The organism is Peribacillus sp. NPDC046944 (assembly GCF_050272735.1).
Lineage (GTDB): Bacteria > Bacillota > Bacilli > Bacillales > DSM-1321 > Peribacillus.
On record NZ_JBNNML010000002.1, the window covers coordinates 96,146 to 122,737 of the forward strand.

The 26,592-nt window shown below is 43.9% G+C and carries 27 protein-coding genes, 1 tRNA gene and 1 riboswitch; of the genes, 3 read left to right on the plus strand and 25 right to left on the minus strand.

All coding sequences use genetic code 11. From position 1 onward, the window contains the following. Nucleotides 1-63: 63 nt before the first annotated feature. The 22 genes from ACQKIC_RS03475 to ACQKIC_RS03580 all read right to left on the minus strand — a co-directional run bounded on the left by ACQKIC_RS03475 (nucleotide 64) and on the right by ACQKIC_RS03580 (nucleotide 20,245). Nucleotides 64-1,140 carry a PQQ-dependent sugar dehydrogenase gene (locus ACQKIC_RS03475; RefSeq protein WP_427591695.1) on the minus strand — a complete coding sequence of 359 codons (1,077 nt, stop codon included), beginning with the start codon at nucleotides 1,138-1,140 and terminating at the stop codon, nucleotides 64-66. Between the two features lie 27 nt (nucleotides 1,141-1,167). After that, the gene (locus tag ACQKIC_RS03480; RefSeq protein WP_427591694.1) at nucleotides 1,168-2,037 is read right to left on the minus strand and encodes a Cof-type HAD-IIB family hydrolase; all 870 of its coding nucleotides are present in this window, start codon (nucleotides 2,035-2,037) and stop codon (nucleotides 1,168-1,170) included. A 138-nt stretch (nucleotides 2,038-2,175) separates the two neighbouring features. After that, nucleotides 2,176-3,294, minus strand: a complete 1,119-nt coding sequence (locus ACQKIC_RS03485) for a PRK06851 family protein (protein ID WP_427591693.1) — start codon at nucleotides 3,292-3,294, stop codon at nucleotides 2,176-2,178. A 120-nt stretch (nucleotides 3,295-3,414) separates the two neighbouring features. Beyond that, nucleotides 3,415-3,891: a Cys-tRNA(Pro) deacylase gene (ybaK, locus tag ACQKIC_RS03490; protein ID WP_427591692.1), complete on the minus strand. Its 477-nt coding sequence runs from the start codon at nucleotides 3,889-3,891 to the stop codon at nucleotides 3,415-3,417. A gap of 95 nt (nucleotides 3,892-3,986) precedes the next feature. Further along, nucleotides 3,987-5,531 carry a gluconokinase gene (gene gntK / locus ACQKIC_RS03495; RefSeq protein ID WP_427591691.1) on the minus strand — a complete coding sequence of 515 codons (1,545 nt, stop codon included), beginning with the start codon at nucleotides 5,529-5,531 and terminating at the stop codon, nucleotides 3,987-3,989. Nucleotides 5,532-6,014: 483 nt separating this feature from the next. Beyond that, entirely contained in the window at nucleotides 6,015-6,707 is a 693-nt protein-coding gene (locus ACQKIC_RS03500; RefSeq protein ID WP_427591690.1) for an AIR synthase related protein, read from the minus strand. Next, the gene (locus ACQKIC_RS03505; RefSeq protein ID WP_427591689.1) at nucleotides 6,704-7,198 is read right to left on the minus strand and encodes an ECF transporter S component; all 495 of its coding nucleotides are present in this window, start codon (nucleotides 7,196-7,198) and stop codon (nucleotides 6,704-6,706) included. Before ACQKIC_RS03505 ends, ACQKIC_RS03500 begins: the two co-directional genes overlap by 4 nt. Nucleotides 7,199-7,200: 2 nt before the next feature. After that, complete coding sequence (locus tag ACQKIC_RS03510) at nucleotides 7,201-7,785, minus strand: cob(I)yrinic acid a,c-diamide adenosyltransferase (RefSeq protein WP_402954972.1); 585 nt, start codon at nucleotides 7,783-7,785, stop codon at nucleotides 7,201-7,203. A gap of 13 nt (nucleotides 7,786-7,798) precedes the next feature. Then, nucleotides 7,799-8,227, minus strand: a complete 429-nt coding sequence (locus ACQKIC_RS03515) for a bifunctional adenosylcobinamide kinase/adenosylcobinamide-phosphate guanylyltransferase (RefSeq protein ID WP_402954975.1) — start codon at nucleotides 8,225-8,227, stop codon at nucleotides 7,799-7,801. Continuing rightward, nucleotides 8,161-8,799: a histidine phosphatase family protein gene (locus ACQKIC_RS03520; protein WP_402954978.1), complete on the minus strand. Its 639-nt coding sequence runs from the start codon at nucleotides 8,797-8,799 to the stop codon at nucleotides 8,161-8,163. Before ACQKIC_RS03520 ends, ACQKIC_RS03515 begins: the two co-directional genes overlap by 67 nt. After that, on the minus strand, nucleotides 8,757-9,548 hold the full coding sequence (gene cobS, locus ACQKIC_RS03525) for an adenosylcobinamide-GDP ribazoletransferase (RefSeq protein ID WP_427591688.1): 792 nt from the start codon (nucleotides 9,546-9,548) through the stop codon (nucleotides 8,757-8,759). The genes ACQKIC_RS03520 and cobS overlap by 43 nt, the downstream gene beginning before the upstream one ends. Continuing rightward, complete coding sequence (locus ACQKIC_RS03530) at nucleotides 9,545-10,120, minus strand: bifunctional adenosylcobinamide kinase/adenosylcobinamide-phosphate guanylyltransferase (protein WP_402954981.1); 576 nt, start codon at nucleotides 10,118-10,120, stop codon at nucleotides 9,545-9,547. Before ACQKIC_RS03530 ends, cobS begins: the two co-directional genes overlap by 4 nt. After that, complete coding sequence (cobD, locus tag ACQKIC_RS03535) at nucleotides 10,093-11,166, minus strand: threonine-phosphate decarboxylase CobD (RefSeq protein WP_427591687.1); 1,074 nt, start codon at nucleotides 11,164-11,166, stop codon at nucleotides 10,093-10,095. Before cobD ends, ACQKIC_RS03530 begins: the two co-directional genes overlap by 28 nt. Then, the gene (gene cbiB / locus ACQKIC_RS03540) at nucleotides 11,141-12,106 is read right to left on the minus strand and encodes an adenosylcobinamide-phosphate synthase CbiB (RefSeq protein WP_427591686.1); all 966 of its coding nucleotides are present in this window, start codon (nucleotides 12,104-12,106) and stop codon (nucleotides 11,141-11,143) included. The genes cobD and cbiB overlap by 26 nt, the downstream gene beginning before the upstream one ends. Then, the gene (locus tag ACQKIC_RS03545) at nucleotides 12,103-13,575 is read right to left on the minus strand and encodes a heme ABC transporter ATP-binding protein (RefSeq protein WP_427591685.1); all 1,473 of its coding nucleotides are present in this window, start codon (nucleotides 13,573-13,575) and stop codon (nucleotides 12,103-12,105) included. Before ACQKIC_RS03545 ends, cbiB begins: the two co-directional genes overlap by 4 nt. 6 nt (nucleotides 13,576-13,581) lie before the next feature. Next, nucleotides 13,582-14,637, minus strand: coding sequence for a FecCD family ABC transporter permease (locus ACQKIC_RS03550; protein WP_427591684.1), 1,056 nt, complete (start codon nucleotides 14,635-14,637; stop codon nucleotides 13,582-13,584). Next, nucleotides 14,600-15,565 carry a helical backbone metal receptor gene (locus ACQKIC_RS03555; RefSeq protein WP_427591683.1) on the minus strand — a complete coding sequence of 322 codons (966 nt, stop codon included), beginning with the start codon at nucleotides 15,563-15,565 and terminating at the stop codon, nucleotides 14,600-14,602. The genes ACQKIC_RS03550 and ACQKIC_RS03555 overlap by 38 nt, the downstream gene beginning before the upstream one ends. A 166-nt stretch (nucleotides 15,566-15,731) precedes the next feature. Beyond that, nucleotides 15,732-15,909: riboswitch (cobalamin riboswitch) on the minus strand. Nucleotides 15,910-16,030: 121 nt separating this feature from the next. Beyond that, complete coding sequence (locus tag ACQKIC_RS03560; protein WP_402955000.1) at nucleotides 16,031-16,879, minus strand: ABC transporter ATP-binding protein; 849 nt, start codon at nucleotides 16,877-16,879, stop codon at nucleotides 16,031-16,033. Then, nucleotides 16,876-17,874 carry a FecCD family ABC transporter permease gene (locus ACQKIC_RS03565; RefSeq protein WP_402990572.1) on the minus strand — a complete coding sequence of 333 codons (999 nt, stop codon included), beginning with the start codon at nucleotides 17,872-17,874 and terminating at the stop codon, nucleotides 16,876-16,878. Before ACQKIC_RS03565 ends, ACQKIC_RS03560 begins: the two co-directional genes overlap by 4 nt. A 14-nt stretch (nucleotides 17,875-17,888) precedes the next feature. Further along, on the minus strand, nucleotides 17,889-19,019 hold the full coding sequence (locus ACQKIC_RS03570) for an ABC transporter substrate-binding protein (RefSeq protein ID WP_427591682.1): 1,131 nt from the start codon (nucleotides 19,017-19,019) through the stop codon (nucleotides 17,889-17,891). 12 nt (nucleotides 19,020-19,031) lie between these two features. Next, a complete protein-coding gene (locus ACQKIC_RS03575; RefSeq protein ID WP_402870120.1) occupies nucleotides 19,032-19,628 on the minus strand; it encodes a hypothetical protein in 597 nt (198 codons plus the stop codon). Continuing rightward, nucleotides 19,625-20,245 carry a hypothetical protein gene (locus ACQKIC_RS03580; protein ID WP_402870117.1) on the minus strand — a complete coding sequence of 207 codons (621 nt, stop codon included), beginning with the start codon at nucleotides 20,243-20,245 and terminating at the stop codon, nucleotides 19,625-19,627. The genes ACQKIC_RS03575 and ACQKIC_RS03580 overlap by 4 nt, the downstream gene beginning before the upstream one ends. Nucleotides 20,246-20,651: 406 nt before the next feature. Here ACQKIC_RS03580 and ACQKIC_RS03585 point away from each other — a divergent pair. After that, nucleotides 20,652-20,725: transfer RNA gene (locus ACQKIC_RS03585), tRNA-Arg, on the plus strand. Between the two features lie 144 nt (nucleotides 20,726-20,869). Here ACQKIC_RS03585 and ACQKIC_RS03590 read toward each other — a convergent pair. Then, on the minus strand, nucleotides 20,870-21,559 hold the full coding sequence (locus ACQKIC_RS03590) for a YetF domain-containing protein (protein WP_402955132.1): 690 nt from the start codon (nucleotides 21,557-21,559) through the stop codon (nucleotides 20,870-20,872). Between the two features lie 497 nt (nucleotides 21,560-22,056). Here ACQKIC_RS03590 and ACQKIC_RS03595 point away from each other — a divergent pair, with 497 nt between their 5' ends. Continuing rightward, entirely contained in the window at nucleotides 22,057-22,218 is a 162-nt protein-coding gene (locus ACQKIC_RS03595; RefSeq protein WP_402870111.1) for a hypothetical protein, read from the plus strand. 60 nt (nucleotides 22,219-22,278) lie between these two features. Here ACQKIC_RS03595 and ACQKIC_RS03600 read toward each other — a convergent pair whose 3' ends face one another. Both ACQKIC_RS03600 and ACQKIC_RS03605 read right to left on the minus strand, forming a co-directional pair. Beyond that, nucleotides 22,279-22,560: a nitroreductase family protein gene (locus tag ACQKIC_RS03600; RefSeq protein ID WP_402955136.1), complete on the minus strand. Its 282-nt coding sequence runs from the start codon at nucleotides 22,558-22,560 to the stop codon at nucleotides 22,279-22,281. Further along, nucleotides 22,557-24,749, minus strand: coding sequence for a DNA topoisomerase III (locus ACQKIC_RS03605; protein WP_402955009.1), 2,193 nt, complete (start codon nucleotides 24,747-24,749; stop codon nucleotides 22,557-22,559). Before ACQKIC_RS03605 ends, ACQKIC_RS03600 begins: the two co-directional genes overlap by 4 nt. A gap of 256 nt (nucleotides 24,750-25,005) precedes the next feature. Between ACQKIC_RS03605 and abc-f the strand changes: the two genes are divergently transcribed. Then, entirely contained in the window at nucleotides 25,006-26,556 is a 1,551-nt protein-coding gene (gene abc-f / locus ACQKIC_RS03610; RefSeq protein ID WP_402870105.1) for a ribosomal protection-like ABC-F family protein, read from the plus strand. Nucleotides 26,557-26,592 lie beyond the last annotated feature (36 nt).

Below are 26,592 nucleotides of genomic sequence, written 5' to 3' on the forward strand. Positions count from 1 at the left end.
ACATTATCAGTATTCCCACTCCTCCTTGGAAGCATAAAAAAAATGCCCTTTACAGGACATCTCTTAATGGGACTTAGCTAAGGGCAAACGATAAAGTTTATCATCATTACGATCGGCCTTTCCACGCCCATCTGTATTATTGCTAATAAAATATAGGAATCCCCCGTCTACTAACACATCTCGTATCCGGCCAGAATCGGTAACTAAATCCGTCATTTCCCCACTTTTTATATCATACCTCTTAAGTGCTTCTCCCCTTAAGGCAGCAACAAAAAGCTTGCCATCTGAATACGCAATCCCAGAAGGTGCCCATGTATCATTTCCGGAATGAATCATAGGAGCTTCCATATTTGATTGTGCCTCACTTCCCTCTATTTCCGGCCAGCCATAATTCTTTCCAGGGAGAATCGCGTTTAATTCATCATGTGCAGATTCACCATGTTCACTTTCGAACAGTTGTCCCGTTTCATCCCAAGCGAGGCCTTGCGGATTGCGATGTCCGTAAGAAAAAATATAGGAATTCTCGAAAGGATTATCGTCGGGGATGGTTCCGTCAAGATTCAAACGCAAAAGCTTGCCACCTAAAGAATCAAGATCCTGGGCAATCATTGGTTCCCTTGCATCTCCTGTTGTGGCAAATAGTTTTCCATCGGGGCCAATCTTTAAGCGTCCTCCATGATGATAGTCACCACTTGGAATCTTGTCGATTAGAATTTCCTTCTCTCTCCATGTATCATCCACCTGTTGGAGCGTGATGATCCGATTGGATGGTTTTCCGTTTTCCTCGTAGGTGTAATAGGCAAAAGCTTGATGGTTCTTCGAAAAGTCAGGGTCGAGCACAAATCCAAGCAATCCAGCTTCTGCCTTTGAGGACAACTTCTTTTCCAGCTGAACCTTCTGCCTCTCCATATGCTCATTCTTCCATTGCACGATGGTGCCTGACCGTTCTGAAACATAGAAAGTCTCTCCATCTTTCTGAATCGACCATGGAGAAGCCAGGTTCGTTACCAGTACCTCAGGGCCATCTATCGCCGTTTCTGTAGAGTCTTCCTCAGGCTGTGCTCCGTTATTTCCCTCTCCCCCTGAACAACCCGTCAAGGCCAACGTAATCATGAGGATCAATGAACACCATCTCTTCAAATAAATTCCCTCCCTCGGTTTGCCGAATTATTCGATTGTCTTCTTAAGAACCTTTAAAATAGCCTTCGCTACTCCATGTTCTTCATTTGTCCCTGTCACTTCATCACAAAGGTTTTGAATGTCGGTCGGGGCATTTCCCATTGCGACGGATAAACCCACTCTTTCAAACATGGATATATCATTATAATTATCTCCAATGGCCATCGTCTCCTGCATGGAGCCTTCTTTTTCGTTCACATACTTTTCAAGTACGATTCCTTTTTGGGCATGTTTGCTCGTGATTTCCACATTCTCACGACCCGAAGAAGTGACAGCAGTCCCTTCATCCATTTTGAACCGCGAGGCAGCTTGGTCCAATACCTGCAAATCCGTGGAGAAACCAAGGATTTTATATAGTTCCAACTCAGCTTGGTCGAAAAGCTCAGCATAATCCGCAATGGATGTAACATGTCCCAATTGTAGACGAGCCTCTGCATACTTTCTAATTTGGGACGGGTCAATATCCTGATTTGCCGTGACCATCACATCCACAAGGGCATCGATTGCGGTCTCGTAGTTTTTGGAGAAAATTCCTTTGCTCGTATAAATTTCGAAATAGATTCCCCGTTCTTCAAGCCACTCCGCTGCATTCTTTACGGAAGCTATCGGCATTGGATGGGAAGCCTCTACCTTCCCTTCTTGCGTGAAGAGGGCAGCGCCATTCACGCAGATGATCGGACATTCAAGGCCCACTTTATCTAAAGCATATCTGGCTTCCTCAAACGATCTTCCAGTAGCAATGATGACTTCGATCCCTTCTTCTTGAGCCTTATGAATCGCTGATTTATTTTCTTCACTCACCGTTTGCATTTTATTCAGTAATGTTCCGTCCATATCAATCGCAATCGTTTTAATCATTTAACCACTCCCTTTTCTTTTTACCCTTATTTTACCCTAATAAGAAATGATTAACATCCTTGTGCATATAAGATGATCTAAATGATTGTCCCTTCTATGTAAAACTGCACCTCATTTTAAAAAAGGTGCAGTCTCTTTTCAATGTAATATTGTTGGGTTATCCATTGCCTTTACCCGCTCACCAATCTGTTCCTGAATATCTTTCATCATGTCATCGACAGCCGTAAAATCCATGGCCTTCACATAGATTGCTTCAAGTTCGTCATGCTGCTCTTTAGCCTTCGCCAGAGACGCTGTCGCTTCATTCATTTTCTCCCGGTACCTCAAAGAGACAGCCTTGATTTGATCGGCATATATCTCATCGGTTCCCGGAAGGATGGCCGTCTTATAGATATCGATGATTTCATCCCCTTCAAGGCTTGGGAAGTATTCATGAGGGGCGGTGCTATCAAAAATGGCGATGCCCACTTCACGCACGATCACCATATCCAAGCTGTCAGGGTCAAATCCACAATGATACATTTCCACATCAAAGCCACGTTGCTCTGCAGATTTGGCAATTTTCTTCAGCATCGTCGATTTACCTGAACCCGGACGCCCTTTCAAAAAGTATCGTTTATGCACACCTTTTGTAATGTTCGGAACATAGTCAACAGCACCCTTTGGAGTGGCTGCACCTAAGAACCTGTGGCGAACATCCGCTTTTTTGTTCAAGAATATATCTCTATAAAAACTCTGAATCAATTTATTCGTCAATCCATTTAATTTGGCGAAATCGATGTTTGCTTTATAGATTTCTTCCCATTCGTCATGTATCTCCAACGCTTTGGCAAAGTGGCCATAAGCCGCCTCATAGCTCTTGCTTCTGGCATTCGTCAATCGAATGATGTTTGCCCTTTCAGCCGCCAGCTGCTGGGAATACCAGGCAGCTCCAAGATTAACGTATTCCTCTATAGCTCCTGGCGCTTTCGGTTCAATTACATGCGGTGCCGTCCCATCCACAAGACCTACTTTCAATGCAGGGACGATCACCCCATCAATGGAATCATTATCGGAGGAACAGTGCAAAAACTCTATGTCGTAGCCTTTATCCAGCCATTCCTGGCCAATCTTTTTCATAATCGTTGATTTCCCTGACCCAGGTCCTCCCTTTAGGATGAATAATTTCTCCAATCCCGTAAGGTTTGAATCATATAAGCTATAAAAACCTTTGGCCGTATTACCTCCGGCAAAATAATGCATCGCATTTCCTGACACTTCCACACTCTCCTTTACCATACAGATGTATCTTCAAGACAGCGTATGCCATGAAGCACAGGTAGGTGAATGCCTAAAAGTTCAAAGTGACTAAAAACCTTATATGGGAGCTTTTTAGATTCACTTTAAAAGGGCCGCAGTTTCAGCCTCTGCCCCCATCAAGAATCCCGATGGTTCCAGGACAATTTGTGTACCGATCTTCCCACCGCTCACGATGATTTCGGACAGGTCTAATGCGCTTTCATCAATAAAGGTCGGATACTGCTTTTTCATTCCTATAGGTGAACAGCCTCCGCGGATATACCCGGTGTACTTTTGCAGATCTTTAACGGCAAGCATTTCGATTTTTTTCACACCTGCTGCTTTGGCCGCTTTTTTCAAATCCAGCTCAGCAGCCACAGGGATTACAAACACATAAAGCTGTTGAGGACCATTATGGGTAACAAGCGTTTTAAAGACCGTTTCCGGTGCTTTACCGATTTTATTAGCCACTGTAATCCCGTCAATTTTCCCATCATTCGCATCGTAACTCATCATCTCATACTTTATTTTCATTTTATCGAGAATACGCATCGCATTTGTTTTACTAGCTCCCATCTCTTAAATCCCCTTACCTTTTTCCTCTATCTTACCATTTTTGAAAATAGGCCAAAAGAAAAGCACAAGCTTTTAACAGCTGTGCTTTTGTCGCATCACTCTAAATGTCGACGTTGAAAGTCGGCAATTCGCTTGTAATCTCCTTCTAATTTTCGGCAAACGGACAGGTAAATCGACATGAGTTCTTGGTATATTTCCACATTTGCCTCAATGGGCTCGAGCTCATGGGTGTTACCGACCATATCCTCCACCGCATCCAAACTTTCGATTTCCCCTAAAGCGTAGAGACCAAGAATGGCAGCCCCTAGACTCGAACTTTCAAAGCTTTCAGGAATCTTCACATGCTGGTTAAATATATCAGCCATAATTTGACGCCAAAGCTTGGAACGGACAAAGCCGCCACTCGCATGGATTTTTTTCGGGGCCCCGGTCAATTCCCCTACAGTGAGCAGCACACTATATAAGTTATACATCACGCCTTCAAGTACAGATCGGACCATATGATCACGGGTATGATGAAGAGCCAATCCAAAGAAGGAGCCTCTCGCATCAGCGCTCCATAACGGTGCCCTTTCCCCAGCCATATATGGATGGAAAATCAACCCGTCAGAACCAGGGGCGATATGCGTTGCCATTTCGGTCAGGATTTCGTAAGGGTCCTGGCCCAATACTTTCGCTCTCGCAATTTCCTCCCGACCAAGTTGGTCCTTGGCCCATCGGAAGGTAATCCCGCCATTATTGACCGGTCCGCCAATGACCCAATGCTTTTCAGTAAGGGCATAACAAAACGTTCTCCCTTTTGGATCCGTAAGCGGACGGTCACTGACCGTACGGACCGCTCCACTTGTTCCAATCGTTACCGCAAATATGCCCGGTTTGATGGCATTTTGCCCCAAGTTGGCTAGTGCCCCGTCACTGGCACCAATGACCATTGGTGTATCAGGGGAAATATTCATGTTCGCAGCCAATCCCTCACTCAAGTTGGAAAGGATATGGATCGTCGGCACAAGCCTTGGTAGTTTGTCCGAACCGATTCCGGCAATCACCAATGCTTCCTCATCCCACTCCATCGTTTTCAAGTTGAACAGGCCTGTTGCTGAAGCCATAGAATAGTCCATCACATATTCATTGAAAAATTTATAAATGATATATTCTTTAATTCCTAGAAATTTATCCGTTTTGTTAAAAATTACTGGGTGTTCATTTCTAAGCCACATGATTTTCGTGATGGGTGACATCGGATGAATCGGTGTCCCCGTCCTATGGTATAATGCCTCTCCCTGACTTGATGCCTTCAGTTCCTCGGCATAGGCAGCACTTCGATTATCAGCCCATGTAATGCTGTTGGTTAGTGGGTTTCCGTCTGTATCCATGGCAATCAAACTATGCATGGCCGAGCTAAACGAAATAAACCCCAATTCTTCTTTTTCAATCCCACTTGCAATCATGACCTCACCGACTGTCAGCAAGACCGCCTTATAGATTTCTTCAGGGTCCTGTTCTGCAACGGACGGTGTGGGACTGTTCAATGGATATCCCTTAGAACATGTTTGCACTACCTTACCGTCTTTCGTAAAAAGAACCACTTTTGTACTTGTTGTCCCAATATCGATTCCCATCATATAATTAGAATGCTTCATGCTATTACATCGTGCTCCTTTCTCTTAAACAATTGTATCCAATAGTAAGATTAGGATAAGCGAAACGACTGAATTGCCGTCCCCATTTTCGATTCATACATGTGTCATCAATTACTAGATACAGGTCGGGCCAAATAGAATACTGTTCTTCTTTATTAAAACCCTTTGCTTAGACCCATGTAAAGGAAGAAACAAAGCCTGTACCGGTAAAAAATAAGCAGGTTTCGTAAAATCAGGTCCCCAATAGAGTCATAGGGTGCAGGGATGTAAAATGGAACTAGAATTAGAATCACTCAACCATTCCAGTAGCTTAGCCATATGAACGGATCTTTAACAACAGTTCCGTAATATATTATGAGTGTTTCCCTAATTACTCCAACTCATAAGATGAATCAAAGAATTATCAAGGGCACTCACTAGACGAAAAGGGAGGGACCCTACTCGGCGCTTATCAGGTCTCTCCCTTTATATATATATGTACCATCACACGAGAATAAGCGGACCGCAACGTTGGAAAATGTCCGCTTCTAGGCTTTCAGGATAGGTGATCAAAAAACTGGTAGATGGACCCGATGACTTCTCGATATCTACACGACCCTTTATCCGTTCGGGTATTCCCCCACCTTGAGGATCCAGCTGCTCCCATTCATAGGCAATGCCTTTCGAACCTACAGGAAGAAGGCGGACCCCTTCAAGTTCGGAGCACCATTTAAAGAGGGATAAAGGTGCAACCCACTGCTGTTGTTCCATAACCTCGTCGCCAACCAACGGCCTGCCGACAATGGCCATTTTCCGATTGGAAGTTTGCTTCGAACCCCATTCTTTTTCCCGTTTTCCAATGACCATCAACCCTAATGCGGATTGTTGGAGGGGCATGTTACTCTCTGTACTGCCAGTAATGGACAGGTCTAACCCTATTTCATCCATTCCCTTCCTTACACCCTTCGTCAAACTTCCCCAGGCCTCATCGCCACAGAAGTTTTGAAGGACGACTGCGATTGGGCTCCCACCGGAGGCCAAACATTCCATGACCGCTACCCGAAAAGAGTAATAGCCGACCACCTCATATGGGACATGAACAAGATCTTTTTCCTTCAGCCCGATTCCACCACTATTATCTGTTGAGATAACCAAGGACTGGGAATCATTGAACGGTAAGATCAGTGAATCCATCATTCAAGTATTCCTTCTCGTATGAACACCTTTTTCAAGACTGGCACGAGACGAGGAATCAAAAGAATGCTCAAGAATACATTCAATGCCGTAGCCGCCGTTAAAGAAGGTACCAACATCATGTAAAACTCAGTGCTAACCAAGAATACGAAAGGTAATCCTACGATGAAGGCATTACCTAAAAAGAAAAAGGAAAAAGCGCTTATTTTCTTATCGTGGTCATATAGGACACCAAACATCCAAGCAAGGACTGCCATTTCCAACATGATTAAGAAATGAAACGGACCAAGTGGCGTGCCGCCAATCAAGGCAGATAAGATATGGCCTAAACCAGCCACGATTCCTCCCGTAATCGGGCCTAATGCAACAGCCGCCAATAGTGCCGGAAAGCTATCGAAAGCTATACTTCCAATTGGGGAAGGAATCTTGATCATCGCCCCGACCAACGATAAGGCGATGAACATGGAACTCATGGTGATTTTTCTTGCGTTCATGTTTATTCCTTTTCCTTTCTTTTTCCTCCGCGGAATACGTTAGCACTACGGGCATATTCGACATCCTTCACACCAAGGCGGAAGTTGATCACTCGTGCGACCGCAAAGAAATAATCCGATAACCGATTTAAATATTGCAGGGAAAGAGGAGACACCGCTGCACCCGATTTGATCAAGGAAACCACCAATCGTTCAGCCCTTCTTGTAACGGTACGTGCTATATGGATTGTTGCAGCCGCTTTTGTACCACCTGGCAATATGAACTTTTCCAATTCAGGGGCTTCGACGATGAAGGCATCGATTCGTTCTTCTAAGTATGTAATCGCCTCATCCGTCAACTTTTGAGGGGCTTTATCAGAAACGGTCGCCAAATCACCACCGCAGTCAAATAGCTCATGTTGGATCTTTTCCAAATCTACTAGTATATCTTCAAAAACCGCCGAATCCAATTCAGTTACGGCAAGCCCAATATAGCTATTCACTTCATCCACAGTCCCGTAAGATTCAACACGGATATCATCCTTATCCAAACGGCCCCCGATTACGCTTGTTTGCCCTTTATCACCTGTACGTGTATATATTTTCATCTCTATTCCTCCTCTATTTAATTCGTTGATTGATTCCATACCAAATGATATCCACGCGTGTAGAAATGGAGGCCACATCTTGAAAGATCCATCCGCATGCATCACGCCATTGACGGTTCTTTTTTTCGATTGGAACGATGCCTTTTGATAGATCCGAACCGATGACAACACATGTGCGACCACTTTCTTCTTTCTCCCATATTCGCCAGCCGTCCAGGATTTCCTTCCACTTCTTCCGGATTGACTCCACATCCATGATATTCACATCCTGCCCAATCCACGCATCGATTCCCTGTAGCACGACGATATCCTTTTGAAAATCTCTGAAATCCGGTTGGTCGTTTTGATAGCCTGATAGCCATAGACCCTCAGTATTCAACCCGTAAAATTGCTTGACCCATTTAGTTTTCCCATTATAGGCACCGCCTGTAACAAAGTGCAACGTTCACCCCTCCTCAACCTTTCCTTGTTTTCCCAAATCAGCTCATACCCCTTCGCATGGGGTATCGACCAATCCCAAAAGGGCTTTTCCACCGGTGCATAACGGGCAAGAAGCTCACGTATCACACCTCCATGAGTCATCACCGCATACGTGGAGCTATCCTCATCCGCGATCAACCGGGCCCAGCCATTATGAACCCGCCTGGAAAACTCAGGATAACTCTCCCCTTTAGGAACAGCTGCCACCATGGGATCCTCCAGCCATTTTTGATAATCAGCATTCGTCTTCAGTTCTTCATAAGTTCGGCCTTCCCACCTGCCGAAATTCATTTCACGGAAAGCAGGCCATCCCACTGGATCAACCTCCGGGAACAGATGCCTTGATGTTTCCATGCACCTAAGTAAGTCGCTTGAATGAATCCTTTCATATCTTGGATAGTATCGCTTCCATTCTTCGATATCCCTTTTTCCTTTTATGCTTAAGGGAGAATCCGTCCACCCTAAATAGGCTTTTCGCTCATTGGCTTCCGTCAACCCATGGCGAAGTAGTGTAATAGCCACAGAATCAGCCATAACCACACCTCCACTCCTTCAACTGACGCGCCCAGCACATCACCCGTTATTCCACCGAACCAACGAATGATTTTCCGTTTTATATAAAGGAGAAAGAGTAGTGCGGCGATCCCCATGATCGCGAATAAAGCCATGAGGTTGATATCGATTAAATAAGCTATCGCAAAACTTAAAAGCAGGTAAATCCAATATATGTGCAAGCTGTTTTTCCTGACTGCACTTTGGAAAAAGGCGCCCAGTCCCTCTTTTTTAGCCAACTGCATCCGGCTAAGTAAATAGCCCATCACGCATTTACTTAGAAAGGGAACCATGATAATCAAAAAATAAGTCCATTCATTGATCCGTTCGATGATTTCATACATCCATATAAAGCGGGCAGCTAACAGCACAATGACAGAAATGACACCAAATGCACCGGTCCTGGAGTCCTTCATGATCTCCAGTCGTCGTTCTTTATCTTGGTACGAAAAGAAGGCGTCACTTGCATCAATCCAACCATCAAGGTGCAACCCACCTGTTAGGGCAATCGTTAATACCCATATCACAAACGCAATGGCTAGGGGGGAAAATGGTGTCCATTCCACAAGCCCGTATAGCACTCCCCCTAATATCAGACCTAGAAACAATCCGACCAAAGGAAACGTTTGGATCGCCCGGTGAATATACTTCTTATCCATTGGAAGTTGTTTCTTTATGGGAAACACCGTAAAAAATTGCAAGTTAATTAAGAATCCAATCCAGCTATTCATTCAGGGATACCCGCTTTCATCCTTAGAGGGACACCTGATTCGACAAGATAGGCCTCATCTGCCCTTTCAACGATCGCTTGATGAAGCAATCCGAGCACTTTTCCGTATGTATGTAGAAATTCATCTTGAAAAATGGGCTCCTGTAACACTTCATTGCTTACGATAATCAGGCTTTGAGCTTCCTTCCTGATTTCACCGATGCCCTTGATTATTTTGGTGAATACTTTATGTAGAAAATCCTCTGTAAGGGGCACATTAGGCAGAAATAATTCATTATCGAGCAACGTCGTCAGGCAATCAAGCAAGACGATTGATTTTGCATCCAGGTCCTTCCCTATTCGGCTAACATCCGTCGGATATTCCGATGTCCTCCATGCAAGCGGACTTCTATGCCTGTCCTGACGGTGCCTATTAATCCGCTCTTCCATTTCGGCATCAGAACTCCGGCCACAAGCAAGATAATGTAGGTTGCCGCCCGATTGAATGGCAAGCTCCACCGCCTTTTTTTCTGCAAAGCTGCTTTTACCACTTCGAACGCCCCCCGTTATAAAATAGAGCCTAGAGTTTTCCACTGTTTTACCGCCTCCATCAATGCCTTATTATCCTGCTCACTTTTCACTGCAAACCGGAGCCACCTGCCATCCAAACCAGGAAAATTATAAGTATGGCGCGGCACGATGCCCCTTTTCAGTAAAAAGGGAAACAGGGAAAGAGACTCGTCCCTCACTAAGTAAAAATTCACCGTACTTTCAGAGACCTCGATATCCAGTTCCTTATAAAAACGGAATAAATCCCTTTTTTGCCTTTGAATATATGCTCTTGTTCTACTCATATATGCTTCTTCTGCCAAACAGAGTTTGCCTACCTCCAGGGCGATATGGTTGACGCTCCAATGTGGTTTGAAGGTCTTGGCCCGTGTAATAATGGTCGGGTCAGCCAATAGGTAACCCAGCCTTAATCCAGGTATCGCGAAAATTTTCGTCATTGATCGTAAAATGAGCAAATGAGGAAACTCTTTAATAAGAGGTGCATAGGAAAAGGCATTATCCGTAAAATCATAAAAGGCCTCATCCAGCACCATCATGCATTGGGCTTTTTGGCATGCTTCGATTAGTTCCCGTACTGTCTCCTCCTTATAAGAAATGCCAGTCGGATTATTGGGCGTACATAAAAAGATGGCAGCATACTTTGGCAAAAGCGGACGTAATCGATCCAAGTCCAGTTCCCACCTGGGCGCTTCCAGTTGAAAAAAGTCGACCTCGCAACCTGCTGCCAAACAAGATTCGGCATATTCGGCAAAGGCTGGTTGTATGATTAACACTCGTTTATTCGCCAGTTCTTTCGCCACAAGCGTTATGATTTCCGCTCCTCCGTTTCCAACAAGTACAGAATCTTCAGGAAGTGCTTCTTTTTTTGCTATCATATGTGTCAGCTCTACGGCATGTGGATCTGGGTAGTCGAGGATACCCTCAAAAAAACCCGACCATCTCTGTTTTATACTAGAGGGTGGACCCAATGGGTTGATATTGGCACTGAAGTCCGCATACGATTGTGGCATTTCGATTCCCAGTGCTTTGTAAAGATAATGCGGATTAGAGCCATGAGTTGGTAATTGCAAATAAAAGTCCTCCTAACCAAAGCATCAACAGGAATAAAAAAGAAGTCCGATGCATGATGGTAATCGTTTTTTTTATATGAATCGCTTCTAGCGGAACAATTGGAAGGCCCATTCTAGCTCGATTGGACACCACACCTTTGTACATATTCCTTCCGCCCAGTTGAACGCCCAGGATGGCTGCAACACCCGCTTCGCACCACCCACTGTTCGGACTTGGGTGCTTATGGGCATCCTTGAATAATATAGCCCACCGCCCCTTCCAGCCGTTATGGACTGACTTTGATCCAATCAGCATCAAAAAACCGGTTAAACGGCTCGGAATCCAGTTCACTAGATCGTCAAGCTTGGCAGAAGCCCATCCGAAGTCAGCATATTTATCATTTTGGTATCCAACTATGGAGTCGCATGTATTGATTGCCCTATACATCATGGCAAGTGGCGCTCCTCCGATGGCAGCCCAAAACAGGGGAGCCGTAATACCGTCACTCGTGTTTTCCGCTACCGTTTCAACGGTACCCCGAACAATTTCCGGTTCTTCTAGATCTGCCGTATCACGGCCCACAATATAAGAAAGCTTCCGCCTCGCCTTGGCCATATCCCGTGTATTCAATGGTCGATAAACATCCATTCCCGCCCGTCTTAAACTCTTTTGAGCGATCGTGGTGGAAATGAGTAGCGCTTCCCAGATGATACCGGCAGCAGGATGGATTCTATACGCTAAATAGACGGTGATGCCTGTGGCTGCCAACACGAGCAGCAAGACGAGCAGTAGCATGAACAGTCCATTCCGCTTCTTTCTTGCCCCTTTGTTGAGAGCTTCATCAAGTTTATTGATAAGCGATCCTATCCATTTAACCGGGTGTGGCCAATCAGGAGGGTCGCCAATGACCAAATCTAGGATAAATGCCAATGTGATTGCATAAAGATGGTAAAAAATCATAAGCTTTCAATCCGTTTCCTACTATTTTCAATCGCTTCCACCGTACAGTCATAAACGCCACGGCTAATTAACTTCCCGAGGGGCGTGATGGTACCCGCATATCGGAGGGTGGTTCCTCTTTGTGTGGCTGCAATCAAGATGCTATCCGTCGATGTTCCAGTCGCCCATGTGTTTGTCACCTGATCTAAGACATGTAGGTCATGAAGCGCTTTAACCTTCGCCTCGGTAGCTGTCACTATACAGTGAATGAACGCTTCTTCCGCCAAATGGCCATTCACGAAAACCCAGGTATTGATCGTACCCGGCGATGAAGTCCATGAATGCCTGTCTGCCAAAGAGGCATCGATGGCATTCCCTACCCCCGCTGTTACCATGATGAATATCGAAAAACCCTCATCTCTTAGAAGTCGATATGACACTGTATCCAAAAACACGGCCGTCATCATTCCGACGGTTTCCTGCGGTTCAAATCCGTATGTCTTCAAATAGTCAGCCATTTCAGCAATATGGTCATCACAATTGTAATCGTAGTGGACATGTCGATTAACAAAGTGCTGATGCCACCCCGTTCCCGAACCAGTTACGCCGGATGACATGGTTCTAAGCGGAATGGGTGAACTTAAATGAAGGAACTCCGGAGCCTGGTTCAGATAACTTTCATTGATCTCCAAAGGGTCCAGCTCTCCTGTATGCTTCTCGGGTACAATGAACATTTGCGGCTTAGGTAAGGCAGGATGAGGATGTTTTTCGATTTTTGTCCTATATACCTCCTGAATCCGCTCCTGCTGAAGCACTTCATTCGGCACGTCAATCACTTGGACTCGCCCTTTTTCAAGCAACATCAGGCGATCGCAATATAAGCCAGCCAAGTTCAAGTCGTGAAAAATTGAAATGACCGTCAATTGTTGTTCCTTAGCCATTTTCCTCATCAAATCAAGAAGTTCTTTTTGATAAGACAGATCCAGGTGGTTCGTCGGTTCGTCGAGAAAAAGGATTTCCGGTTCTTGTGCAAGAGCTTGTGCCAACAAAACACGTTGTCTTTCCCCGCCTGACAAACGTTCAAAATGCATTTCCTGAAAGACTGCCACTCCCGTTTGCATCATCACGCGTTGAACGATTTCTTCGTCTTCAGACGTCCAACTATGAAACCACCCTGTTTGATGGGCATATCGCCCAAGGGCAACGGTCTCTTTTACTGTATAGGAAAAAGCCAATGAGGAATGCTGCGGCAAAACGGCGATGACCTGTGCCAGTTGTTTGGACGAATATCCCTGTAGGTCTTTCCCCTTAATATCGATGGTTCCCGCCTGATACGGCAGGATACCGCTAAGCATCCCCAATAGCGTCGTTTTCCCACTTCCATTCGGACCAAGAATACCGAATAATTCTCCTTTTTTCACATCAAACGAGACGGAGTCCAAAACCGTTTTATTATCATATCCTCCTGTTAACCCTTTAACTTCAAGCATACACTTCTACCCTTCTCTCCGTCTCTTTAATAAAATAAATGCGAATGCCGGCGCACCGATAAGCGAAGTAATAACACCTATCGGCAATTCTGTCGGTGCGATGATCGTTCGTGCCACCAGATCAGCCAATATTAAAAATCCGCTTCCCACAATCAATGATAATGGCAACAGATGCGTATGGTCTGGCCCCCAAATCCTGCGGACCAAATGGGGGATGACCAGCCCTACAAAGCCAATCGTCCCTGATACGGCAACGGCAGCCCCTGTCAGTATCGAGCCGGCGATCAGAATCAGCATCTTCCTCCGCTGAACATTCACGCCTAGGTGCCTCGCACGGTCTTCCCCAAATGTCATGGCATTCAATTCGTGGGTGTTCATCATCAATACGAGAGAACCAACGAGGAAAAATGGCAAAATGATCGTGACATGACTCCAACCACGCATCGAGACACTTCCCATCAGCCAGCTGATGATTTGCCTTAACTCCTCACCCGTCAATGCAATCATCAATGAGATGAAAGCACTTAAAAACGAGCTGAAAATGATGCCGGTTAAAATAATCGTTTCTACCTTCATGGAACGATCCATTTTTCTTGCAAAGGTCAATACGCAAAAAATCGTCAACAATGAAAAAAGAACGCTTAATGTAGGCAGTGTATATAGGCCCAAAAACGGCAGTGACAAATTCAAAAACAACGTTAATACTGCACCAAGCGAAGCCCCTGAGGATATTCCCAGGGTATAGGGGTCAGCTAGGGGATTCCTGAGCAATCCCTGAAATGCTGCCCCTGCTATTGCAAGGGATGCCCCAACCAAACTTGCAAGCACGACCCTCGGCAGGCGGATGTTCATCACGATATTCGTCAGTGTCCCATCCGGTTCCATGGCCAGGGGCAAATGAAGGACTTCCTTGCCAATGATTTGCAAAAGCACTGGTATCGGAACGGAAACCGATCCTAAGGAAACACCGATCAATATCGAAATAACCAAAAATGATAGGGCAAATACATAGGCCAATGCCCGTTTAGTTTTTAAATACGTTCGGATAGACTGATTTGGCAAGTTCCTCTACTCCCTCTATAAGCCTAGGACCGGAACGAGTGACAATATCTGAATGGACATCGAAAACCTCACCATTCTTAACTGCCTGAATGTCGGCCCATCCATTTCTTCCCGTTACCTCTTTGACTGGATCTCCTGTGTAATAACCATAGGTTGTAATGATGACATCCGGGTTGGCCGCTATCATCGACTCTTCATCGAGTTTTACCCAGCCATCCAATTCACCTGCGACATTATCCGCTGAAATGATGTCCAGCATTTCATCCATGAAAGTATTTTTTCCCGTTGTATAGATTTCAGGTGACGGTGAAACCTCTACAAAAACACTTTTTCTATCCTCACTCTTGATTGCCTTAGCCTTTTCTTTGATCTTTTCCAGCTTGTTCTGCATCGTCTTGACGATTTCCTTTGCCTTATCCAGTTCCCCTATTGCCGTTCCAATCATCTCGATAGACGTATACACTTCTTTAAAGCTTTTAGCATCATTGACGATTATAACTGGAATACCCGCATCCTTAAGCTGTTGGATTCCTTCTTTGGAATTATGGGCACTCTCATGAGCAAGAACGATATCAGGCTGCAAGGCTAAAATCATCTCTGTATCTATTTCCATTCCACCTATCTTCTGAATATCTTTCGTTTCTTCCGGGTAATTGTCATTTTCAGACACTCCAATCACTTTCTCACCCGAACCTAGCGCAAAGACCGCTTCTGTATTACTTGGGATTAATGAAACAATTTTTTCTGGTTTCTGCTCGATGGTGACTTTGTTACCCACTGCATCTTGTAACGAAAGCGGGAAGCCCTGGTTAACAGCTTGTTTTGTCGACTGGTTTTCTCCTGTTCCATCCTGGGAGGCATCGCTACAGCCAACCAATATACCAACCATCAATCCCATCACAAGCATGAAACTATATATCTTCCTCATCTTAAAACCTCCATCATTTTTGAGTTCATTTCTGGACCTTCACACATGTGTTGCGAATATCAAAAGACATACAAAAAAGCATCCCCCATCAAAACGGAGGATGCTTGTATGGCAACGGAACAAAAAAGGGACATAGCTCTGCCACACACCTCCCCATCCGCGTGGTTACCGGTGTACAATTTTGGCAGGTCTCCTGGCTCATGGTCATTGCTAACGGCACCTTCCCATATTATTCATACAGTGGTATACATCCGTTAACTCCCATTTACAGTGGCGCGACCGCGTTGGCATTTCACCAACTTCCCTTTCAAGTCCTTACAGACACCAAATTGTTCATATGTATATAATTTCACTGCCTTTCATTATACACCATTTAGGAAATCGTATTATATGATATTTCAGATTACTTTAAATTAAGATTTGGAACACAAAAAGGCAACCATCACATGGCTGCCTTCTATAGCTTTAGATGTCACTATTAAAACGGCATGTACTTTGATCACGTAAAAGACCTAGATCTTTCGGCACCATCGTTTCAATCAAAAAGTCATCCTCTTCCTCATAAATGATTTTCTTCATTTCGATGCCGAAGTACTCTTTCATCCGGGCTTCCGTCATCACTTCGCGGACTTCGCCATACACCACACGCTTTTCCTTGGCAGTCATTAAAACATGGTCAGCCAAGTAGAATGCGTGGTTCGGATAATGCGTGTTTATGATACAAGAAATGTTCTTCTCTTTCGATAACCGCTTTAGTGTCTGTAAAATCACGATTTGCTTTTGAATATCAAGATGCGATTCTGGCTCATCAAGAATCAATACATCCGGGTCCGATACAAGCGTCCGGGCAATCAAGGCCAGCTGCAATTCCCCACCACTGACGGAATTACAGGACTTTTTGGCAAGGTGAGCAATGCCAACCATTTCAAGAGCAGCGATGGCAGCCTCCCGATCCTTTGCAGAAGGCTGGGACAGCGTACTGATATAAGGCGCCCTTCCCATAATGACAAGCTCTTCCAAAGTAAATCCGAAAACCATTTTATGTGCCTGAGGAACATAACCGATTCGTTTCCAGATCGTTTTGCGTGATAGCGCAGTAAGCGGCTTTCCGTCGATGAGCGTTTGACCCTTTTTCCAATCAAGAAGGCCGGTGATACACTTCAGCATCGTGGTTTTACCGGCACCGTTCGGGCCAAGGATCGCCATGATCTCTCCGTCATTCAACGAAAAGTCAATGTCGGTCTGGTAAAGAAAAGGAGCTTTCTCTCTTTTTTTAGCATAGAAAAAATTCCCTCCCTGCACCTCGATTTTCATGACCACCCACCTCCTGTCTTTCTAAGTAGAATCGCAAAGAATGGTGCGCCGATAATGGCTGTCAATATCGATAGCGGAATTTCCGTAGCCGTTACAGAACGAGCCAGGTTATCGATCAGGAGTAAATAGGCGCCACCAACCGATAGGGATACCGGCAGGACAAGTTGATTGTTGTTCCCAACAAGCATTCTTGCCACATGAGGGATAATCAATCCAACCCAGCCAATGATACCGGCTATCGCTACAGAAGAAGCCGTAATTAACGTCGCACCAAGAATGACCGTCCACTTCAATCTAGTGACCGGGATACCTAGCGATTTTGCTTCATCCTCAGGTAAGGTCAGTAAATTGATTCTCCAGCGTAGTGAATACAAAATCAAGATGCCGACAAGGATGATTGGTCCACCCACATATAAATCCTTGTATGTGGCCGTTCCAAGGCTTCCCATTAACCAGTATGTGATGGCTGGCAGCTTTTCCTCAGGGTCGGCGACAAACTTAATTAACGAGATCAACGCTTGGAAAAGGGCGGAGGTGACAACCCCAGCCAAAACAAGCATGAAGACCGGTGAATCTTTTTTGCCGCTGATTATGAACGTGAAAACGATGGCGGCTAAACCACAGCCAAGTGCCAAGACTTGAGATGCAAAACCATGTCCCAATAATAAAATCCCAAGGGAAGCACCGAACCCAGCACCTGCAGACACTCCTAGGATATCGGGACTGACCAAGGGGTTGCCGAACATCCCTTGGAAAGAGGCGCCTGCAATCGATAGGCCCGCACCGATTAACAAGGCCAGTAAAATTCGTGGCAGACGTATTTGAAGGACCACTGTTTCTTCCATCTGTGTCCATGTTGGCTCGATTGGAAACACGGTTGAAAGCAATATTTTAATTTGAGTCCCTAAGTCCATTCCAAAGCGTCCGATGCTCAATGATAGGAGAACCATCGCAATGGGCAATATCCAGAAGAGGACCGTTTTCCATTTTTTCATTTTCATTCCCTACTTTACTGTTTTGCGGCTTCGGAAGATGGGTGAAGAATGTTCTCTACTTGTTCTTCCGTTACATCATAATCATAGAACTCTGAGTAGTAATCCGTGATTTCATCCTTCATATCATAATCAAATAGCTCGGGATGATTTTTCTGAGCCATCCATTTTAACATAAGAGGTGCATCACCGCTTGGTGGGAACCATCTATAGATGCCCAGCGGAATTTTATATACATTTCCTTCTTGTACAGCACTGACCTGACTCCAATCTTGTCCCTTCACTGTATTGTTCGTTAGGTCTTCAGGCTGAGTTGTCGAAAAGTTTGTAATGTAGATGATATCCGGGTTCCATTTGTAGATTTGTTCCATATTGACTTCTTTTGTTCCTGTAACTTCTTCTGCTGCTATATCATAGGCCCCTGTAGCATTTAACCATTGGTTACTAAAGAAGTTCTTCCCACCGACCATGATGCTTTTATCACTGTGCTGATAGAGGATCAATGCTCTAGGCTTTTCTTTATCCTTAATGCCCTCTAATTTCTTATCCAATTCGGCTTGAACGGCTTGGCCTTTTTCCAAGAACTTGTCCGTTCTTTCGGTAGTGCCCGTAATTTCCCCAGTCAGTTCCAACCAACTGTTGAAGGTAGCCAATGGCTCCGCAGCTGCTGCATCCATAGGGTTGAGTGCCACAACCGAAACACCTGCATCTTCTAATTTGTTTATGGACTTTTGGTCCTGTGCTTTTTCAAAGTAAAGTTGCGGATTGACTTTCATCAATTCTTCCACGTTCACTTCGCCATTTTTAATGAATGATGTATCTGCCTTTAAAATATCGGGTGATATTTCAGAAAGAATCGAGTTTTCCGCGGCATTATACGCATTAGGATGCAAGCCGACAACTTCCTTCGTCGAATTCGTCGCTACATACCAAGTCGAGAAGTACGGAAGAATGCCACCGACCGCAATACGTTCCACTTTACCTGGTACCGTTACATCACGGCCAAGTTGATCTTGAATCACTTTTTCCTCTGCAGTCGTCTGTTTTTCTGAAGTATTGCCTTTCGAATCATCCCCAGAGTTTCCACAGCCCGTAATCAAAGCGGCCATCGCAGTGGTTGCCGCTAACATTGTCCATTTCTTCTTCATAAAACTTCCTCCTTATCCTTCTCTAAGCCACTTAGCCATCCCATGTAAGAATGGTTTAGATTGGTCGATGAATCCAAGTCCAATGTGGAATATTGGATCAAGTGTGGTAATGATCAATTCGCCTTTATAAGACACATCATCGGTGTAGATGATCGAGCGACCGTCGGGAGTATTCACAAGTGATTTTGCCCCTTCCGGAACTTTGAACGTCCCGTGGTAATGCCACTTCATATCTGATAGGGATACATGCTGATATAAAGGATGATCTGTATTTTCAGCCATTAAAGGTAAATCTCCATGCTCCTTCACCCACCAACTGAAATTCACTTCAGATTCCTCCCAGTCTATACCAGGAAGCCAATTATCCAGCACTTCACCGAAAACGACTAGACGTTTTCCCTCTTGAAGGAACTTCACGAAAAGCGATTGGTACCGTTTTAAAAGCATTAGGGACATCCGATCATTAACAATTAGCGTGTCATATTGACTTAAATCATATGTATGGAGCTGACGAAGTTGAAGCACATCATCATACATATAAGCAAACTCATCCATTTGAAAGAAACGATGATGGAAACTATAACCGTTATCTAAGATTGCCACTTTCATTGCTTTGTTTCCCCCTTGTTTGCTTCATACTCTTCGCGTATCCAGTCCAAAATTTGTTGACGTAGCACACGCGAACTATTTTCTTGGATTCCAAAGCGGTACAGATCCGTTCCTGCACCCGCGACAATCGTGCCACCGGTCGTTTTTCGGTCAATGTAAATGATTGCTTTTCCTTCTTGGTCTTCAACGATTACTTCCGAATGTTCTGGGGCCTCAAGATATCCTCTTGAGAAAAAGCCACGAACCCCTTTTTTATAATTCAAATCATAAGGGTCAATTCCTGCGAACATAGGATGTACAGGCTCAGTCAATCGGATTTCACGGTCCTTCAAAGAAATCGGAGAACGCATCCAATTTCCGCAACCAGGTAACCAAGGTAGGAAATTTTCGGTTTGGGAAAGAATGACGCCGCCATCATTCAAATAATTTTCGATGATTTCTTTATGTTCAAGTAAAAAGGCCTCTTCCACGAAATTAGTCACGATGACCCCAGCATATGCCGAGAAATCAGCAAATGGAATATCATACAATTGCAAAGAAACCAAACCATTTTCATGATCGATGTCTTTAAGTCTTGTGAATTGAATATCAGTACTTATATAGGCTATAGGTTTCATAATCAACCATCTTTCTTATATTGATATAATATTTTTTCGATTGTAAATATTGTCAAATGTTGATTTAACGGGATATAATCACTTTTATTTATTACTTCAAGATAGAATATTTATGTTTATCAGTATAAGTGATAATGATTATCATCGTCAACAAAAACTTTTATCCAGTTGGTTTTATCAAAAAACTAGTGGGGTAACTGATGGACTCCACCGTAGTTAGCCTTTCTCTGTCGAACGAAAAAGCATGGCGCGAAAGGTATTTATCGCCTTCTTCACACTGCCATTCAGACACTACAAGGCAGTCAATATAGATAATTTCCCATGAATATTTTCGCAACAAGAGGCTATAACCTTGAAATGTTTACTAATAACAAATATAATAAGAAAGTCGTCGTTACCTTTATATGTCCCAGTAGCTCAGTAGGATAGAGCGACAGCCTCCTAAGCTGTAGGTCGTAGGTTCGATTCCTATCTGGGACGCTAAATGGAAAACAGCCAAAACCTTGTAATATGGAGGTTTTGGCTGTTTTTTTTATTGGAACAATGATAAAAGTAGAAATATTGATGTAAGTTGTTTATTAAAAGAGGGATATGGCATCCAGCCTGTCCAATTATTCATACCATTTAATGAAGACTGCCTTCCTTTATGTCCATATAAAGTGTTCGGTCTGATTGAACTTCAGCATAAAAGACATCAGAGATTGATGTAATACCAGCTTTAGCTAATTGACCATTCAACCACTCCATATCAAGGTTTAACTGATCCAGGTTATCCATGTTGACTACCCCATCCGAAATAACGCCTGTTATGATGGGCGAAGGGTTCTTTTGAAGATTTCCAATATTCATGTCGCCTCTTACGATAGGCTGTTTATGTTCTTTCTTCATAACGGAAAGCTTACCCGTAATTTCAAAAATGGCATACTCCACTTCAGTGATTGAGAATATACTTTTTTGCCTAAGCAATGCCATTAACGTATCTGCATCCAAGTTAACCTTGCGAAGTGGTTTTTCCATCATTTTACCGTTTTTGATAATGATAAGGGGTTCCCCATCAATTACTCTTCGTGCTTTTTTAGACTTAATGACAATTCGTCCAGATAAGATCGTAAGTAAACTCCATATCATTAAGGCGACTATACCATTTTGAATGCTTAAACGATGGTTGAAAGAAAGATTTCCCGCTATTGAACCGATGGAAATGGCAGAAGCAAAGTTGAAGAATGTCATCTCTGAGATTTCTTTTCTTTCCATCACCCTTGTTAGAGTCAAAAGAATAACAAAGGACAATGATGATCTAATGATTATTTCGATAACCCCAAATCAATTCCCCCTTTTCTACAATATTATTTCCACCATTGATAAAAATATCGTAAAAAGGTTATTTTTCTCGAAGGCGAAATAATACAAGACTCTAAATAATAATTACTCGTATATTTTTTTACTTTTTTTGAAAAAATTGTTTAATCTTGTCCCAATCGGGTAGATAAATAGTGTAAGACATTCTCACCAAAGGAGATGATGTGCAAGATGAGTACTATCAGAAGCCAATGGAACAAAGAGAATGACGCAGCGGTGTTTAGTCCCGGTGATCAGCGTTAGAAGCTAGTGAAGCTTTCATGAAAACCACGAGGAAAATACAAATCTTCTCATCCAAAGGAGGATACCAACATGAGTATTTACAGCCAATGGAATCCAGAGAATGACGAAGCAATTTTCAGTCCAGGTGATCAGTGTTAGAAACTAGTAAAGCATTCGATGAAAACTATGAAGGAAAATGACAAATCTTCTCACCAAAGGAGGATACCAACATGAGTATTCACAGCCAATGGAATCCAGAGAATGATGAAGCAATTTTCAGTCCAGGTGATCAGTTGCCCTTCAGTGCGCTCACACCATTAGAAACGGTCAAACAGACGACCGATAAAACACCTGAATTTGATTTACAAGGTACCGTACTGAATAAAATCTAATTGATATTGATGAATGATAGAAAAAGGATGGAGCAAATCTGCTCCATCCTTTTTTCATATTCAGATGAACTTCGCTACTTCATCTAACGACAATCTTGTAGTTTGGAAAGAAGGTGAAGCTGCCTTCCCTTTTGCAATTAAGACAATCGGAACATAACGTTCAGGCACATCGAATCTTTCAATGAATTGTTGTTTATTATACCCACCCATTGTAAGTGTGTCGTATCCCTTAGATTTCGCTATTAGCATAAGCTGCATCGAAACAAGTCCAGCATCAAAATTAGCCATACTCTCCCTGGTTTCTCTTGAAGCATCATTCCGATACTGGACTTTTCCTATTATTTATCGAATTTCAGTTTCGCCAATGCATCCGCTAATGCTGTATTGATTGGCTCCTCTTTGTTTTGCTTTTTCATATAATTCGAGACTTCATTTTTAGACACTTTCTTATTCTTGTTTTGACCTTTTCGTTTGTTATATGAAGAAAGCTTTTCATGAAAGCCACATTTACATGTGAACGTCTGTGCTTCTCCTTGCCCTCTCATTTCCATTTTCTTATGGCATTGTGGGCATCTTGCATTTGTTACACGTGAAACACCTTTTTTATGCCCGCATTCTCGGTCTTGGCAAACGAGCATTTTCCCTTTTTTACTGTTTACTTCAAGCATCAACTTGCCGCAATCCGGGCATTTTGTACCGGAAATGTTATCATGCTTGAATTTTTGATCACTCGTCTTGATTTCGTGAACGATATTTTTCGCATAGGTGCGCATATCCCCAATGAATGTACGCTTATCAAGCGTTCCGTTAGCAATGGCTGTTAGCTTCTGTTCCCATTGTGCGGTCAACGCTGGCGAACGTAGATCTTCGGGAGCCAACTCGAGGAGCTGTTTACCTTTTGAGGTAACATGAAGACCTTTTCCACGTTTTTCAATCAGGAAACTATTGAACAATTTTTCAATAACATCGGCCCGGGTCGCAACGGTGCCGATTCCCCCGGTTTCCCCCAACGTCTTAATGAGTTCCTTGCTTTCCCCAGCCATGAAACGAGCGGGATTTTCCATTGCAGATAACAAGGTGCCCTCATTGAATGGCTCCGGTGGTCTTGTTTCTCCCTCTGTTTGTTTCACTGCCGTGATGTCTAAGATGTCACCATTCTCGAGTGTCGGAAGCAATTGCTCTGTAAGGCCATCACTTGCCTCTTCTTCCTCGAACTGATGATCATAGACTTCCTTCCAACCTGATTTCAAGATGACTTTTCCTTTAGCGACGAATGTTTCACTGCCCACTTTTGCGGTAACGGTCGTTTGCTCATATTCAAATGGTGGCATCAGAACCGCAAGGAACCGTTTGACGACAAGGTCGTAAATTTTCGATTCCTTGTCACTCAATTTACCCGGTAGAGGCGTTTGCTCAGTAGGTATGATGGCATGATGATCACTCACCTTGCTGTCATCCACGAATGATTTATTGGCCTTGATTGGGCTACGCAAGATTCTCGATGCATATTGGGCATATGGCTTGATGCTGACTGCCTGTAATCTTTCTTTCAGCGTCTCGACCAAATCCGAGGTTAAGAAACGCGAGTCCGTTCTTGGATAGGTCAGGACTTTATGTCCTTCATATAAACGTTGCATGATGGAAAGTGTCTCTTTCGCCGAATAACCGAATTTCTTATTGGCATCCCTTTGTAGCTCAGTTAGGTCATATAACTGGGGCGCAAAATTCTTCTTATGGGCTTTTTTCACTTCCACCACTTCAGCCTTTTTGTTTTTCACATCAGCAAGGACTTTGTCTGCCTTTGCCTTTTCGAATGTGCGTATATCTTTCGAATGGGCGTCTTGCCAGACAAGGCGTAGTTGAGATTCTGCCGTTGCCGTAACGCCATAAAATTTCCTTGGCTGAAATTGTTTGATTTCCTTTTCCTTGGCAGCTATCATCGCTAGTGTAGGCGTTTGAACCCTTCCGCACGATAACTGGGCATTATGCTTCGTTGTCAGTGCCCTTGTAGCATTCATACCGACAAACCAATCCGCCTCGGCCCGAGCAACTGCAGAGGCAAATAGATTCTCGTACTCTTTCCCATCCTTCAGCTTGTTAAATCCATCCTTAATCGCCTTATCAGTTACCGATGATATCCAGAGCCGCTTGATTGGTTTTTTAACATTCGCTTTTTCCAGAATCCAACGTGCAACGAGCTCCCCTTCCCGTCCTGCATCGGTTGCGATGATGACGTCCTTGACATCACTGCGGTTCAATTGCGTTTTTACCGCTTGAAACTGCTTTCCGGATTGCTTGATTACGACCAATTTCAAGGATGGAGGCAACATAGGGAGGTCTTCGAGCCGCCATGTTTTGTATTTTTCGTCATACGTTTCCGGATCTGCATGGGTAACTAAATGACCAAGCGCCCAGGTGACGATATACTGACTTCCTTCCAAATAACCGTTGCCTTTTTTTTCGCAATTCAGCACTTTTGCTATATCTCTTCCGACCGATGGTTTCTCGGCCAGTACGACTGTTTTACTCATCAAATACATCCTTTCCCTTTTAAACTGATTCTCTCATTATCTCATATATTTTTAGTCAGGGCGATAAAGGACTAGGGACTAACAACTAATGTCGAAGTGACTTAGGCAGACCGTCTAGTTGGTGAACCATTTATCGGTGGACCCCACCTAATTCATGCGCAATATGTAAATTACTAGATTAGATAGCAATCTAGTACAGATTTTAGTATGATGAAACGTAGAGATTTTTTCAAAATAATTGGGAGGTTCAACATAAATGAGCTTACTTTCTATAGATAATTTGGCACACAGCTTTGGTGATCGGACATTATTCAGAGATGTTACGTTCCGTTTGATGGCTGGGGAACATGTAGGCCTCGTCGGCGCTAACGGCGTAGGTAAATCAACAATGATGAACATTATTACCGGGCAACTGATTCACGATGAAGGCCGAGTTGATTGGACACCTGGCGTTGAATATGGCTACCTTGACCAGCACACCGTCCTGACTAAAGGCAAAACGATACGCGATGTGTTAAGAGATGCCTACTTACCTTTATTCGAGCAGGAAAAAGCTTTGAATGAAGTGACCGAGAAAATGGGTTCAGCGACACCAGAGGAACTTGAAGAACTTTTGGAACAAATGGGGGAAATCCAAGATAAACTCGAAGCTGGGGATTTTTATAATTTAGATATGAAAATCGAAGATGCGGCACGCGGGTTGGGCTTGGATGCGATAGGCCTTGAGCGTGACGTTTCTGCTCTGAGTGGCGGACAGCGGACAAAAGTATTGCTGGCGAAACTGCTATTGGAACAACCCCAAGTACTACTGTTGGATGAGCCGACAAACTACTTGGATGTAGAGCATATCCGTTGGTTGAGCAGCTACTTAAAGGAATATCCTAACGCATTCCTATTGATTTCACATGATACCGAGTTCATGAACGGCGTAGTTGATGTCATCTTCCATCTAGAATTCTCGAAATTGACCCGTTATACGGCGACATACGAAAAATTCCTTGAACTTGCTGAACTGAATAAGAACCAACATATTAATGCATACGAAAAACAGCGGGACTTCATTAAAAAGCAGGAAGACTTCATCGCAAAAAACAAAGCCCGTTATTCAACTTCTGGCCGGGCAAAAAGTCGGGAGAAACAATTGAATCGCATAGAACGTATCGACCGTCCGGAAACGGCGATGAAACCGACTTTCGATTTCAAAGAGTCACGTGCGAGCAGCCGATATGTATTTGAAGGGGAAGATATTGAAATCGGCTATGACCGTCCATTACTTCCAAAACTTTCAATGAACATAGAGCGTGGGGAGAAAATTGCCATTGTGGGATGTAACGGAGTGGGGAAATCCACACTGTTAAAAACGATTCTTGGTAAAATCGAGCCACTAAGCGGGAAAAGATCACTTGGTGATTTCCTCTTCCCTTCTTATTTTGAACAAGAGGTACAAGCAGGCAACACGACACCGATCGATGAAGTGTGGAACGCATTCCCTCATCTCGATCAACCTCAAGTACGTGCTATCCTCGCGCGGGTTGGCTTAAAAAATGAACATATCACTCGCCCGATGGCCCATTTAAGTGGTGGGGAACAGTCCAAGGTCCGCTTATGTAAGTTGATGCTTACAGAAAGCAACTGGCTTCTGTTCGATGAACCAACAAACCATTTAGACGTGGTGGCCAAGGAAGAATTGAAACGTGCATTGAAAGAATATAAAGGAACGGTTCTGATTGTCTGCCATGAACCCGATTTCTACGAAGATTGGGTCACGAAAGTATGGGACGTCGAAGAATGGTCGAACAACAACTAAATGAACGGTCAAAGAGGGTGCCGCATACATTGCGGG

Coding starts and splice junctions, on each gene's coding strand:
- ACQKIC_RS03480 (WP_427591694.1), bottom strand. CDS start 2,037: ATGATTAAAACGATTGCGATTGATATGGACGGAACATTACTGAATAAA.
- ybaK (WP_427591692.1), bottom strand. CDS start 3,891: ATGGGAGCTAGTAAAACAAATGCGATGCGTATTCTCGATAAAATGAAA.
- gntK (WP_427591691.1), bottom strand. CDS start 5,531: ATGAAGCATTCTAATTATATGATGGGAATCGATATTGGGACAACAAGT.
- ACQKIC_RS03500 (WP_427591690.1), bottom strand. CDS start 6,707: ATGATGGATTCACTGATCTTACCGTTCAATGATTCCCAGTCCTTGGTT.
- ACQKIC_RS03505 (WP_427591689.1), bottom strand. CDS start 7,198: ATGAACGCAAGAAAAATCACCATGAGTTCCATGTTCATCGCCTTATCG.
- ACQKIC_RS03510 (WP_402954972.1), bottom strand. CDS start 7,785: ATGAAAATATATACACGTACAGGTGATAAAGGGCAAACAAGCGTAATC.
- ACQKIC_RS03520 (WP_402954978.1), bottom strand. CDS start 8,799: ATGGCTGATTCTGTGGCTATTACACTACTTCGCCATGGGTTGACGGAA.
- cobS (WP_427591688.1), bottom strand. CDS start 9,548: ATGAATAGCTGGATTGGATTCTTAATTAACTTGCAATTTTTTACGGTG.
- cbiB (WP_427591686.1), bottom strand. CDS start 12,106: ATGATTTTTTACCATCTTTATGCAATCACATTGGCATTTATCCTAGAT.
- ACQKIC_RS03545 (WP_427591685.1), bottom strand. CDS start 13,575: ATGCTTGAAGTTAAAGGGTTAACAGGAGGATATGATAATAAAACGGTT.
- ACQKIC_RS03555 (WP_427591683.1), bottom strand. CDS start 15,565: ATGAGGAAGATATATAGTTTCATGCTTGTGATGGGATTGATGGTTGGT.
- ACQKIC_RS03560 (WP_402955000.1), bottom strand. CDS start 16,879: ATGAAAATCGAGGTGCAGGGAGGGAATTTTTTCTATGCTAAAAAAAGA.
- ACQKIC_RS03565 (WP_402990572.1), bottom strand. CDS start 17,874: ATGAAAAAATGGAAAACGGTCCTCTTCTGGATATTGCCCATTGCGATG.
- ACQKIC_RS03570 (WP_427591682.1), bottom strand. CDS start 19,019: ATGAAGAAGAAATGGACAATGTTAGCGGCAACCACTGCGATGGCCGCT.
- ACQKIC_RS03575 (WP_402870120.1), bottom strand. CDS start 19,628: ATGAAAGTGGCAATCTTAGATAACGGTTATAGTTTCCATCATCGTTTC.
- ACQKIC_RS03580 (WP_402870117.1), bottom strand. CDS start 20,245: ATGAAACCTATAGCCTATATAAGTACTGATATTCAATTCACAAGACTT.
- ACQKIC_RS03595 (WP_402870111.1), top strand. CDS start 22,057: ATGAGTATTCACAGCCAATGGAATCCAGAGAATGATGAAGCAATTTTC.
- ACQKIC_RS03605 (WP_402955009.1), bottom strand. CDS start 24,749: ATGAGTAAAACAGTCGTACTGGCCGAGAAACCATCGGTCGGAAGAGAT.
- abc-f (WP_402870105.1), top strand. CDS start 25,006: ATGAGCTTACTTTCTATAGATAATTTGGCACACAGCTTTGGTGATCGG.